This is a genomic window from Variovorax sp. 20P10.2.4 (assembly GCF_058244205.1).
On the sequence record NZ_JBZAYE010000185.1, the window covers coordinates 1 to 12,128 of the forward strand.

The 12,128-nt window shown below is 68.8% G+C and carries 11 protein-coding genes; 4 read left to right on the forward strand and 7 right to left on the reverse strand.

The features are described from left to right. Together AC27VN_RS18440 and mdeB are read right to left on the reverse strand one after the other, a co-directional pair. On the reverse strand, positions 1-259 hold a 259-nt coding region (locus AC27VN_RS18440; RefSeq protein WP_490877459.1), incomplete at its 3' end, for a DJ-1/PfpI family protein. A 90-nt stretch (positions 260-349) separates the two neighbouring features. After that, a complete protein-coding gene (mdeB, locus tag AC27VN_RS18445) occupies positions 350-3,004 on the reverse strand; it encodes an alpha-ketoglutarate dehydrogenase (protein WP_490877460.1) in 2,655 nt (884 codons plus the stop codon). 105 nt (positions 3,005-3,109) lie between these two features. On the opposite strand from mdeB, the gene AC27VN_RS18450 reads away from it, so the two are divergent. After that, positions 3,110-3,583 (forward strand): Lrp/AsnC family transcriptional regulator, encoded by a 474-nt coding sequence (locus AC27VN_RS18450; protein ID WP_057595886.1) that lies wholly within the window; start codon positions 3,110-3,112, stop codon positions 3,581-3,583. A gap of 18 nt (positions 3,584-3,601) precedes the next feature. Here AC27VN_RS18450 and AC27VN_RS18455 read toward each other — a convergent pair whose 3' ends face one another. The 3 genes from AC27VN_RS18455 to mltA form a co-directional block, all read right to left on the reverse strand. Beyond that, positions 3,602-5,647 (reverse strand): PhoX family protein, encoded by a 2,046-nt coding sequence (locus AC27VN_RS18455; protein ID WP_296792163.1) that lies wholly within the window; start codon positions 5,645-5,647, stop codon positions 3,602-3,604. A 224-nt stretch (positions 5,648-5,871) separates the two neighbouring features. Then, positions 5,872-8,100 (reverse strand): PhoX family protein, encoded by a 2,229-nt coding sequence (locus AC27VN_RS18460; protein WP_490877461.1) that lies wholly within the window; start codon positions 8,098-8,100, stop codon positions 5,872-5,874. Between the two features lie 201 nt (positions 8,101-8,301). After that, positions 8,302-9,453 carry a murein transglycosylase A gene (mltA, locus tag AC27VN_RS18465; RefSeq protein WP_490877462.1) on the reverse strand — a complete coding sequence of 384 codons (1,152 nt, stop codon included), beginning with the start codon at positions 9,451-9,453 and terminating at the stop codon, positions 8,302-8,304. Between mltA and AC27VN_RS18470 the strand changes: the two genes are divergently transcribed. From AC27VN_RS18470 to AC27VN_RS18480, 3 genes are all read left to right on the forward strand, one after another. After that, the gene (locus AC27VN_RS18470) at positions 9,452-9,613 is read left to right on the forward strand and encodes a hypothetical protein (protein ID WP_296774930.1); all 162 of its coding nucleotides are present in this window, start codon (positions 9,452-9,454) and stop codon (positions 9,611-9,613) included. The two genes, mltA and AC27VN_RS18470, sit on opposite strands and share 2 nt — an antisense overlap. Positions 9,614-9,809: 196 nt before the next feature. After that, on the forward strand, positions 9,810-10,472 hold the full coding sequence (locus AC27VN_RS18475) for a YiaD family glycine zipper/OmpA-like lipoprotein (RefSeq protein WP_057597447.1): 663 nt from the start codon (positions 9,810-9,812) through the stop codon (positions 10,470-10,472). A gap of 109 nt (positions 10,473-10,581) precedes the next feature. Next, entirely contained in the window at positions 10,582-11,154 is a 573-nt protein-coding gene (locus tag AC27VN_RS18480) for an OmpA family protein (protein WP_093351397.1), read from the forward strand. Positions 11,155-11,215: 61 nt separating this feature from the next. On the opposite strand, the gene AC27VN_RS18485 is transcribed toward AC27VN_RS18480, so the two are convergent. Both AC27VN_RS18485 and AC27VN_RS18490 read right to left on the reverse strand, forming a co-directional pair. Next, complete coding sequence (locus tag AC27VN_RS18485; protein WP_093351399.1) at positions 11,216-11,842, reverse strand: response regulator transcription factor; 627 nt, start codon at positions 11,840-11,842, stop codon at positions 11,216-11,218. Between the two features lie 43 nt (positions 11,843-11,885). Continuing rightward, on the reverse strand, positions 11,886-12,128 hold a 243-nt coding region (locus tag AC27VN_RS18490), incomplete at its 5' end, for an ATP-binding protein (RefSeq protein WP_490877463.1).

Below are 12,128 nucleotides of genomic sequence, written 5' to 3' on the forward strand. Positions count from 1 at the left end.
CCCAGCCGCCGGGCACGAGCACGGTGTCGAAACGCGCCGGGTCCTCATCCTCGCGCGCGGCCTCGGCCAGCAGCGAGAAGCCGGCCGAGCAGGCCACCGGTCCCACCGCGTCGGCCAGCAGGTGCAGCGAATAGCCGGCCGGGCGGCCCTGGCGCTGCAGCTCGACATTGGCCGAGGCGAACACCTGCAGCGGACCGGTGACGTCCAGCACCTGGACATCGGGGTAGATCGTGCAGGCGATGGCGCGCGGCGTTTGCATGCCGGCAGTGTCATGCGCGCCGCGATTGGCCGCAACGACAACGACCCCACGGATCCGGCCACTTTCGGCGTGGCCGGCCGGTGCGGCGGGTCAGCCCAGCGCGTGCCGCGCGGCCTTCGCGATGCTCTGCGCGTCGACGCCGAAGAAGCCGCGCAGGGCGGCGCGCGTGTCGCTGCGCCCGAAGCCGTCGGTGCCCAGCGTGAGGTAGCGGCGGCCCGCGGGCAGGAAGGCGCGGATGCTCTCGGGCACGGCGCGCACGTAGTCGGTGGCGGCGACGATCGGCGCCTTGCCCTGGCCGAGCTGGCGCGCGACGAAGGCCTCGCCCGCCTCCTCGCCAGCGATGGCGCGCTGCTCGCAGGCCAGGCCGTCGCGCGCGAGCTCGCTCCAGCTCGTGACGCTGAACACCTCGGCCTCGATGCCCTCGTCGGCCAGCAGCTGCGCGGCCTTCACGACCTCGGTGAGGATCGCGCCCGAACCCAGCAGCGTGACCTTCTTCTTCGCCTTGCCCGAGGCCGGCGCGTAGGTGCCGAAGCGATAGCAGCCGCGCAGGATGTCGGCCTCGGCGCCCGCGGGCACGTCGGGCTGCGCGTAGTTCTCGTTCATCAGCGTGACGTAATAGAACACGTCCTGCTGCTCGACCATCATCTCGCGGATGCCCGCGTCGACGATCACGGCCATCTCGCCCGCGTAGGCCGGGTCGTAGGCCTTGCAGTTGGGAATGGTCGCGGCCACGAGGTGGCTGCTGCCGTCCTGGTGCTGCAGGCCCTCGCCGCCGAGCGTGGTGCGCCCCGAGGTGGCGCCGAGCAGGAAGCCGCGCGCGCGCTGGTCGGCCGCGGCCCAGATCGCGTCGCCCACGCGCTGGAAGCCGAACATCGAGTAGTAGATGTAGAACGGCAGCATCGCCAGGCCGTGCACGCTGTAGCTGGTGGCCGCCGCGGTCCAGCTCGCGATGGCACCGGCCTCGCTGATGCCTTCCTCGAGGATCTGGCCGTCGGTGGCCTCGCGGTAGCTGAGCACCGAGCCGATGTCCTCGGGCGCGTAGCGCTGGCCCACGCTCGAATAGATGCCGACCTGCTTGAACAGGTTCGCCATGCCGAAGGTGCGCGCCTCGTCGGCCACGATCGGCACGATGCGCGGGCCCAGCGCCTTGTCCTTGAGCAGGTTGCCCAGCAGGCGCACGAAGGCCATGGTGGTGCTCATCTCCTTGCCGGCGGCCGCGACCGCGAACTGCGCGTAGTTCGCGATCTCGGGCTTGGCCACGGGTTCGCAGGCGGTCTCGCGGCGCGGCATGGCGCCGCCGAGCGCCTCGCGGTGCTGGCGCAGGTAGCGCATCTCGGCGCTGTCCTCGGCCGGGCGGTAGAAGTCCATCGCGGCGGCCTGCGCGTCGCTCAGCGGCAGGTCGAAGCGGTCGCGGAACTCGATCAGGTCGACCTCGCCCATCTTCTTGTGCGAGTGCGTGGTCATCTTGCCCTGGGCCGCGCTGCCCATGCCGTAGCCCTTCTTGGTGTGGGCCAGGATCACGGTGGGCCGGCCCTTGTGGGCGGCCGCCGCGGCATAGGCGGCATGGATCTTCACGAGGTCGTGGCCGCCGCGCTTGAGGCGGTCGATCTGCTCGTCGGTCATGCCCTCGGCCAGGCGCGCGAGCTCGGGGTTCTGGCCGAAGAAGTTGTCGCGGTTGAAGCGGCCGTCCTTGGCCGCGAAGGTCTGCATCTGGCCGTCGACGGTGGCGGCGAAGGCGCGCGCCAGCGCACCGCTGGTGTCGCGCGCGAACAGGCCGTCCCAGTCGCTGCCCCAGACCAGCTTGATCACGTTCCAGCCGGCGCCCGCGAACAGCTTCTCGAGCTCGTCGATGATGCGGCCGTTGCCGCGCACCGGGCCGTCGAGGCGCTGCAGGTTGCAGTTGACCACCCACACGAGGTTGTCGAGCTTCTCGCGCGCGGCCAGGGTCAGCGCGCTCATCGATTCGGGCTCGTCCATCTCGCCGTCGCCGAACACGCCCCAGACCTTGCGGCCTTCGCAGTTCAGCAGGTTGCGGTGGGAGAGGTAGCGCATGAAGCGCGCGTGGTAGATCGAGCTGATCGGGCCGATGCCCATCGAGCCGGTGGGGAACTGCCAGAAGTCCGGCATCAGGTAGGGATGCGGATAGCTGCACAGGCCGCGCGCGCCGCTGCCGTCGACGAAGGCGGGCGCGGTGAGTTCCTGGCGGTAGTGGGCGAGGTCGCCTTCGCTCAGGCGCCCCTCGAGGTAGGCGCGCGCATAGACGCCCGGCGCACTGTGCGGCTGGAAGAACACGAGGTCGCCACCATGGGCCGCGCTGCGCGCATGGAAGAAATGGTTGAAGCCGGTCTCGAACAGGTCGGCCGCGCTCGCATAGCTCGCGATGTGGCCGCCGAGTTCGCCATAGGCCTGGTTGGCCTTGGCCACCATCGCGAGCGCGTTCCAGCGCATCAGCGAGGCCAGCTTCTCCTCGACGGCCAGGTCGCCCGGGAACGGGGGCTGGTCCTCGGCCGCGATGGTGTTGACGTACGGCGTCGACAGCTCCGGCTGCCAGCCGATGCGCTGCTGGCGCGCGAGCCGCGCGAGTTCATCGAGCATCTGGCGCGCGCGCTGCGGCCCGTGGACCTGCGCCAGCGCGAGGAAGGACTCGCGCCATTCGGCGGTCTCGGCGGGATCGGGGTCGTGCGACAGCGCTGCCTCGTCGAGCAGCAGGGCACGGATCTGGTCGGCGGAAATCGGGGCGTTCATGTCGGCACTTTAAGCCGCCATGAAAAGAATTGGCTACTGCTGCAGCCCGCAGCTTGACGGCTCACCAGCATAAAATGCCGCCAATCCTTCAGATCACAGTATTTCATGCAACTCGACGCGATCGACCTGCGCATCCTCGACGAACTGCAGCGCGACGGCGCGTTGTCGAACGTGGAACTCGCGCGCCGCGTGCACCTGTCGCCCTCGCCCTGCCTCGCGCGCGTGAAGCTGCTCGAGACCGAGGGCGTGATCGACCGCTACGTGGCGCTCGCGAGCGCCAAGGCGCTGGGCCTCGGCCTCAACGTGTTCATCTCGATCAGCCTCACGACGCAGAGCAAGCAGTCGCTGGCCGACTTCGAGCAGCGCATCGCCGAGCACGACGAGGTGATGGAGTGCTACCTGATGACCGGCGACAGCGACTACCTGATCCGCATCGCGGTGGCGGACATGGCCGCGCTCGAGAAATTCATCCTCGAGCAGCTCACGCCGATCCCGGGGATCGAGAAGATCCGCTCGAGCTTTGCGCTCAAGCAGGTGCGATACAAGACGGCGCTGCCGTTGCCGACAGCGCCGTCCTGATCTCTTCGGCGGGGCCGATTACTTCGAGAGCTTCAGCTGGATCGGGTCGGCCGTGAGGTAGCCGACGGCCGCCGCGTAGCGTTCCTTGTAGTTCGCGCGCACGTACGGATCGAGCGTGGCCTGGACCTTCGAGTGGATGCCGCCCCAGTCGCCCGGGTGCTGGAAGTTGCTCATGATGTAGGTCCAGCCGTTGATCTCGTCCACGGCATGCAGACCGGTCGACTCGCCGCCCGCGGGGATCGACATGATGCGCGCCAGCTTCTTGGTGTCGATGTTGTACGCCCACAGGAAGTTGTTGACGTGGCTGCTGCTGTCCTCGCCGATGAACAGCGTGCGCATCTTCTCGGAGAACTTCAGGTTGTCGGGGTTGCCGATGATGTCCGGGTTCGAGGTGTTGCCCAGCGTGTCGGACGCGATGTCCTCGCCCACGATCAGCGCGCGGGTCTGGGTCGGCACCCATTCGCTGACGATCGCGGCGCCGTCGCCGTCCTTCTGGCCGCCCGCGAGGTTGTGGGCCATCACGCCACCCGCGCTGAGCTTCTTCGGCAGCGCGATGTTGGTGGCGGCGGTCCAGCCCTTGCCGCCGCTGACCATCGAGTCCTGGATGTTCTGCAGTGCCGAATAGGCGACCTTGTCCTTGATGTTGACGGTCGTGCCTTCCATCTTGGTGAAGGCCATGCTCGCGCCCTTGAGGTTGGCGTAGCGGTGGGTCTCGAGGAAGGCGGCGGCCTTCTCCATGCCCGGCTTCAGGCGGACCCAGTTGGCCTTGCCGTCGCAGTACATCAGCGTGTAGCTGGCGTCGACCGGCGTCGCCGGGGTCAGCGGCGTGGCGTCGTTGCTGCCGTTCTGCACGGCGTACACCACGTCGAGGATGTCAGAGGCCTTGAGCGTGTTGGCCAGGGCTTCGATCTCGGCGCTGGTGGCGTGGCCGAGCTTGATCCACGACATCTTCGTGGCGGCGGCGGCCGGGTCGATCGAATAGCCCGCGTCGTACCTGGCGACGTAGAGCGTGCCGGCCGAGAGGTCCTTCTCCTTGTCGGCCACGAACATGAAGAAGCCGCCGTTGGTGTAGTCGTCGCCCATGATGGCGGTGCGCTGGTCGGGCATGACCTGGATCAGCTCGTGCGAGATGCGGCCCAGGCAGTAGTGCTTCTTCACGCTGCCGGTGCCGTCGGCATTGACGGTGATTTCGGGCAGGTGACCGTAGTGGTAGGGGTTGGCCGTGGTCTCGTCGCCGAACACGTTCTTGCTGTAGGCCTTGAACATCGTGTTGGTGGAGATGCTGGCCGCGTCGGGCTCGTACTCCTCGCTCGACAGGTGGGTACCCCAGGGCGAGAGGCTCGCGCCGCAGGTGATCCACAGGCCGTGCGCGCTCGACATGTCGACGTTGTGGTACTTCACCAGGCTGAGCTTGCCGGTGGTCTGGTCCTGGTCGAGCGTGAGCACCGCGATCGGCGAGGGCAGCGTGCCGTAGGTGTTGCCGCCGGCGAGGTCGCGCGTGGTGTATTCGAACTGGACCACGGCGAACACCGGCTTGCCCTTGACGCCGTCGACCTTGGCATTCGGCACGGTCAGCAGCGAGGTGCCGTCGGGGCTGTCGGAATAGAACTGGCGCGTGTTGATCGGCACCGACTTGTCGAGGATCGGCTGGTTCTTGATGTCGTAGTAGCCGCCGGCCAGGATCCGGCCGCCCTTGCCGTCCGGCACGAGGTCGCCAGTCAGGAAGAAGGGCTGGTAGGCGAGGCGGTATTCGGTCGAACTGCCGTTGTCGAACGAGATCTTGAGCGTGGAGCCAACCGTGGTGGTGGCCATGGCGGCCGGGTCGGCCAGCGTGGGCGCGGCCATGCCGGTGAATTCGGCGGACTTGAACTGCGCGGCCGGAGCCGGTGCTGGTGCAGGCGCGGGTGCCGGAGGAACGATGGGCAGGAAGCCGTTGCCGCCTCCGCCGCCACCGCAGGCGGTCAGGAAGGCAACGCCGCCGAGCGGCAGCATCGGTGCTGCGCTCAGCAGCTTGAGGGCGTGGCGGCGCGAGGCGCCGGACTGCGCCTTGGTGGAATCGGACATGGATTTCTCCCGAGTTGTCGTGGGGTGTCGTGGGATGACCGTGCAGCCTCTGTTTCTCTCCGCTGCCGGTCAGTCGCGAACCTTAGTTAACTACTGTGACGACGACGTGCATCGCACATGACAAGGCCATGACACCGCGCACGCAGATGTGACGACATCCGCGTGTCACTCCCACTCGGGAGCCCCATCCGCGGACCGGCGAGGCCGGTCCGCGGTACGGGGTTTCAGAGGCCGATCAGGCCGCCGTCGTCCTTCGTGATCACCAGCGTGGCCGAGCGCGGGCGGGCATTGCCGCCTTGCGGCCAGTGGCTGCCGTACTTGCTCGGGTCGGTGGTGCCGGTGGCGGGCGGTGTCTCGCCCGGATGCTGGATGTTCACGAACAGCGCACGGCCGTCACCCGACTCGGCGATGCCGGTCAGTTCGCAGTCCTTCGGTCCCACCAGGAAACGACGCAGGCCGTCGGTACCGGGTGCCTTGCCCACGAAGGTGTTCTGCGTCAGCGTCTTCGTGCCGTCGGTGTTGGTGATCACCTTCGCACCGCCGTCGCCGAGCTTGCCGGGCAGCGCCGCCAGCAGCATGCAGTTGGTGATGTCGGTGTAGGCACCGTCGTCGGTCTGCAGCCACAGCAGGCCCGGGGCGGCGTGGCTGAACCACATGCCGTCGGGGCTCGAGAAGTCGTTGTCGGCCGAGAGCTGCGACACGTTGACGTCGACCGCGGCGGTGGAGCGCGCGCCGAACAGGTAGACGTCCCACTTGAAGCTCAGCGCGGCCGGGTCGGCGTTGTCGTCCGCGAAACGCACGATGTGGCCGTTCGGGTTGCCGATCTGGTTCGTCGTCTCGTTGTTCTTCTTGTCGTTGTAGAAGCGCGGGTTGGCGCCATCGGTGCTGCCGATCGGACGCGAGCTCGCGTTGGTGTTGGTCAGCGTCACGTAGACGTCGCCGTTCTTCGGGTTCACGGCGGTCCACTCGGGACGGTCCATCTTGGTCGCGCCGGCCGAATCGGCGGCCAGGCGCGCGTTGATCAGCACGTCGGCCGCGTCGGCGAAGGCGTAGTTGGTGTTGCTCGAGGTGATGCCGTTGACACCGAGCTTGAGCTCGAGCCACTTGCCGGTGCCGTCGGCATCGAAGCGCGCCACGTAGAGGCGGCCGTCGTCCATGTACTTGTCGCCGGCGGCCAGGCCGCCACCGGCGTCGGCCGCATCCCAGTTCTTGGTCGAGACGAACTTGTAGATGTACTCGTTGCGCGAGTCGTCGCCCATGTACCAGACCAGCGGCTTGCCAACGACGACTGGGCCGAGGCAGGCACCTTCGTGGCCGAAGCGGCCGAGCGCGGTGCGCTTCTTCGGCGTGCTCGAGGGGTTGAAGGGGTCGATCTCGACCACCCAGCCGTAGGTGTTGTGGCCGTTGCGGTAGTCGACGGTGGCGCTGGCGCCAAGCAACTCGGTGTTCCAGCGGCCGTACTGGTTGTCGGCGGTGTCGGGCGTGACGGTGGCCCAGAGTTCGCGGCCGGTGCCGGAGACGCCGTAGCGGCTGAACGACTTGCGCTCCTTGAGGCTGCGGTTCGCCTCGTCGGTGCTCGCGTCGCGGCGGAAATAGCCGGCCCAGTTCTCTTCGCAGGTCAGGTAGGTGCCCCACGGCGTGGTGCCGTTGGCGCAGTTGTTGACCGTGCCGCGGGTCTTGCTGCCGTCGGTCGAGAACTTGGTCTTCAGGTAGTCGGTCTTGGCGGCCGGGCCCGAGAACGTCATCTCGGTCAGCGTGTGGACGCGGCGGTTGAAGCTCGAGTCCTGCTTGTAGCTCCAGGCGTTGCCGTTCTTCACGACCTCGATCACGCTCACGCCGTGCAGGTAGAACTCGCGCTTGACCTCGTCGGCCACCGTGCGCACGCCGCCGACCACGGTCTGGCCATTGGGATGCAGGAACAGCGGCGTGATCGCTTCATGGTTCATCACCAGCAGGCCGCGCGTCGCATTGGCGGCGTCCCACTTGTTCGAGCCGTTCATGCCGAAGAAGGTCATGCCGTCGTGGTGGTCGCCGGCGCGGCGGTCGTAGGTGGCCGGATCGTCGGTGCCGTCGTTCTTGTACGCGGCCACGCCGGCGGCGATCGGGTCGCCCAGGCGGAAGAGCACGCTGGCGGTGTAGCCGGCGGGCACGGTGACCACGTCGGCCAGGCTCTTGGCCACGGGGTTGAAGTTGAGCTTCAGCGGTGCCGGGGGCGCGGGCGGCGGGGGGGCCGGCGCGGGCGGGGGCGGGACGATGGGCAGGAACCCACCATTGCTGCCACCACCGCCGCAGGCCTGCAGCAGCGCGGTGCCGGCGGTGCCGACGCCCAGGCCGAACAGATGGCGGCGGCTCAGGCGCGAAGCGATCAGGTCGTTGAACGACGGGTTCTTGCTGGGATTGGTGCCGACGTCGTCGAGATCGTACGAAGGGTCGTCGCGGGTAGGTGCGGTCATGCGCGCTGTCTTTCTCGTGGGTTGGAAAAGTAACCAGCCCGCGAAGTTAGGCAGAACGAATGACAGTCCCGTGAATTACTCAGCCTCCGGTCAGGTTCAATCGATAGGCGTTTTTAAGGTTGTCACGATGCCGCCATGTGGCGGCGCCAAGCAGGACGAAAAAAAGGGGGCTGCGAGCCCCCGGGTGGATTCGAGCCGGATTCAAGGCGGCGGCAGCTGCTTCGGCCACAGCGCCCACAGGCGCAGCGACTGGTTCATGCTCGCCGCGAAGCGCCCGGCATCGGCGCCGGTGCCCGCGAAGTAGTCGGCGCGCACCGCGCCGACGATGGCGCTGCCGGTGTCCTGCGCCACCACCAGCTTCTGCAGCTGCGCCGACGGGCCGGCCGAGGCCAGCCACACCGGCGTGCCGTAGGGGATGCTCTCGCGGTCGACCGCGATCGAGCGGCCCGCGGTCAGCGGCACGCCCTGGGCGCCGCGCGGGCCGAAGGCGGCGTCGACCTCGTTCAGGTCCTCCTCGCGGAAGAATACGTAGCGCGGGTTGCTCCACAGCAGCTGCGACACGCGCTGCGGGTTCTGCGCCACCCAGGCCTTGGTGTCGTCGGGCCAGCGGCTGACCCGGCTCACGCCCTGCGACATCAGCCACTGCTGCACGCTGCGGTAGGGCTGCTCGTTGGTGCCGGCGAAGGCCATGCGCACGGTGCGCTGCGAGCCGTCGGGCTCGGTCAGGCGCAGCCGGCCCGAGCCCTGGATGTGCAGCATCAGCGCGTCGATGGGGTCGGCCATCCAGGCGATCTCGCGCCCGCGCAGCGCGGCCTGGGCCTCGGGCAGGGTCTCGATCTCCTGGCGCGTGTACCAGGGACGGCGCGGCACGAAGCCCGCGGGCACCTGATAGAGCGGCACGTTGAACTGCGCGGTCGGCACGCGCGAGGCCTCGTACACCGGCTCGTAGTAGCTGGTGAGCTTGCCCTCGCTCGAACCGGCGAGCGACTCGACGCGGTAGGGCTGCAGCCGCTGGGTCATCCACTGGCGCTGCTCGTCGAGGGTCGCGATCGCGAGCTGGCGCACCTCGCGGCACAGCGGCGCGAAGGCGGCGTTGGGCCGCGAGCAGTTCGCCACCAGCGCGATCCAGGCTTCGTGCAGCGGGTCCTCGCCGAAGCCCGGCAGCTCGGCCCAGCCGACGGGCACCCAGCGGCTCTTGGGATGGGCCATCGATCCGGTGAGGGGGCCGAGGTCGCGCGGCGGCTGCACGACGGGGGGGCGGGCGGGGGTGTCGGGCACGCGCGGCCCGACGGAGCAGCCGGCCAGCGTTGCTACGATCGCGAGCCCAACCAGCCACTGGAGTCCATTTCTCATGGGTTTGATTTTGCTTGAAGCCCTCGCGGCCGGACTCCTGTTCATCGGCATCGTCTGGTGGACCATGTTCTCGGGCCGCAAGAAGGGCGAGTTGCACGAGGAGGACGAGCCCGGGGCGAGGGACGCGAAGGACGAACAAGACCCGCCGCCGCATCCGTGAATTGCTCGTGCAGTCCCGGGTCGACGCGCACTGTCGGAGAACGCCCTTCCGGCTATTACTTTGGTAGCAACCGATCGAGCAATCACGGGCTCTATCACGGCTTTCGGTGTTTCAGAGAGGCCTCGGAAGCCGTACCATCTCAGCCGCCGCAAGGCTAAGCTGTGCCCGCTTTGAATCAACCTCGAAAGGGATCGCCATGAAGAAACTCGTACTCGCCACCACCTCGCTCGCCATCGTTCTCGCGGGCTGCGCAGGCGGCGGCATGTCCGACACGCAGCGCAACACCGCCATCGGCGCGGGCGCTGGCGCCCTGGGCGGCGCCGTCATCGGCTCGGCCACCGGCGGCAACCGCGGGGCGATCGGCACCGGTGCCGTGGTCGGCGCGGCGGCCGGCGCGCTCGGCGGCTACCTGTGGTCGCAGCGCATGGAAGCGCAGAAGCGCCAGATGGAAGCCGCCACGCAGGGCACCGGCGTGGCCGTCACGCAAACCCCCAACAACGAGCTCAAGCTCGCGATCCCGAGCGACGTCTCCTTCGACGTGGGCCGTTCGAACATCAAGCCCAACTTCGCGCCGGTGCTCGACCAGTTCGCCAGCGGCCTGCGCAACAACCCGGCCGCCGAGGTGCGCATCATCGGCCACACCGACAGCACCGGCTCCGACGCCATCAACAACCCGCTGTCGGTCGACCGTGCCGCGAGCACGCGCGACTACCTGGTGGCGCGCGGCGTGAACGCGGCTATCTTCCGCATCGAGGGCCGCGGCTCGCACGAGCCGATCGCCGACAACAACAGCGACGCGGGCCGGGCGCAAAACCGCCGCGTCGAGATCTACGTCGGCGAGCGCGGACCGCGCGGCTGACCACCGATCGGCCGCCGAGGCGGCCGATCACCCGCAGGGAAGGCAGGCGTGCCGGACCACCGGCACCCATATCCACGTCTTGTCCAATGGTTCACCCGAGGGAATATTCATGAGGAAGCTCGTTGTTTCGAGCGCGGCCGCGGCCGTGCTGTTGTTCGTCGCCGGTTGCGCTTCGCAGTCGTCCACGCCACCGGCCGACGGGGCCGCGCCCGCCGCCAAGACCGAAGCCCCCGCCGGCAACAGCTGGACCGCGCGGCTGGCCACGTTGAAGACCGACCTGGAAACCGCCACCAAGGGCACCGGCGTGGTGATCGAGCAGACGGCCGACAACCAGCTGCACCTCGTGATCCCGAACGAGCTGTCGTTCGACACCGGCCGCGCCAACGTGAAGCGCAACCTCGCGCAGGTACTCGACAAGGTCGCCGACGGCCTGAAGAGCGCCACCGCCGCCAGCGTGCGCGTGATCGGCCACACCGACAACACCGGCAGCGAGGAAGGCAACGAGCGCCTCTCGGTGAGCCGCGCCGACAGCGTGCGCAACCACCTGGTGGGCCGCGGCGTGTCGACCACCGCCATCACCACCGACGGCCGCGGCTCGCGCGAGCCGGTGGCCGACAACGGCACCGTGGCCGGGCGCGCGCAGAACCGCCGCGTCGAACTGTTCGTGGCCGAGAAGGCCTGAGCACCGGCCCGGTCATCGCATCGCCCGCCCTCCCCTCGCGGAGGGCTTTTTTACGCGCGGCTCAGAGCCCGCGCAGCTTGTTCGCGAGCTCGACCGCCGACTTCACTTCCATCTTGTCGAACACGCGCGCGCGATGGACCTCCACCGTGCGCACGCTGATCGCGAGCTGGTCGGCGATCAGCTTGTTCGGCAGCCCCTCGATCACCAGCCGCATCACGTCGCGCTCGCGCTCGGTGAGCTCGGCGATGCGGTCGGACAGCCCGCGGCGCGCGCGCCGCGCCTCGAGCGCATCCTGCGACAGCAGCAGCGCCTGCTCGATGCGGTCGACCAGCGCGTTGTCGGAAAAGGGCTTCTCGCAGAAGTCGAAGGCGCCGCGCTTGACCGCGTCGACCGCGGTCGGCACGTCGGCATGGCCGGTCAGGAAGATCACGGGCAGGGCCGTGAGCAGGCCGCGCTCGACCAGCCGGTCGAACAGCACCAGCCCGCTGGTGCCGGGCATGCGCACGTCGAGCAGCAGGCACAGCGGCTGCTCGGGCAGCGGGCCTTCGGCCAGGCGCTGCTCGAAGGCCTCGGCGCTGCCGTAGTGCTCGCTCGCGAGCCGGCGCGAACGCAGCAGCCAGGCCAGCGCCTCGCGCACGCTGGCGTCGTCGTCGACGATGAAGATCAGGCCATCGATCAGCGGTTGCATATCGGTCGGGAAGGAAATCGAAAAGGTAGCGGGGGCGACGGCGTCAGGCCGCGGCCGGGAGGGTAAACCGGAACACGGTGCCGCGCGGCCGATTCGGTTCGAACATCAGCGCGCCGCCATGCTGCTCGACCACGGTGCGGCACAGGCTCAGGCCGAGCCCCATGCCATCGGCGCGGGTGGTGAAGAAGGGTGTGAACAGGCGCGCGGCGACCTCCTCGCCGATGCCGCTGCCGAGGTCGGCCACCGAGAACTCGAGCCAGCGCCGCGCGTCGTCGACGCCGCTGCC

Coding starts and splice junctions, on each gene's coding strand:
- AC27VN_RS18485 (WP_093351399.1), bottom strand. CDS start 11,842: ATGCAACCGCTGATCGATGGCCTGATCTTCATCGTCGACGACGACGCC.
- mltA (WP_490877462.1), bottom strand. CDS start 9,453: ATGAGAAATGGACTCCAGTGGCTGGTTGGGCTCGCGATCGTAGCAACG.
- AC27VN_RS18480 (WP_093351397.1), top strand. CDS start 10,582: ATGAGGAAGCTCGTTGTTTCGAGCGCGGCCGCGGCCGTGCTGTTGTTC.
- AC27VN_RS18460 (WP_490877461.1), bottom strand. CDS start 8,100: ATGACCGCACCTACCCGCGACGACCCTTCGTACGATCTCGACGACGTC.
- AC27VN_RS18475 (WP_057597447.1), top strand. CDS start 9,810: ATGAAGAAACTCGTACTCGCCACCACCTCGCTCGCCATCGTTCTCGCG.
- AC27VN_RS18455 (WP_296792163.1), bottom strand. CDS start 5,647: ATGTCCGATTCCACCAAGGCGCAGTCCGGCGCCTCGCGCCGCCACGCC.
- mdeB (WP_490877460.1), bottom strand. CDS start 3,004: ATGAACGCCCCGATTTCCGCCGACCAGATCCGTGCCCTGCTGCTCGAC.
- AC27VN_RS18450 (WP_057595886.1), top strand. CDS start 3,110: ATGCAACTCGACGCGATCGACCTGCGCATCCTCGACGAACTGCAGCGC.
- AC27VN_RS18470 (WP_296774930.1), top strand. CDS start 9,452: ATGGGTTTGATTTTGCTTGAAGCCCTCGCGGCCGGACTCCTGTTCATC.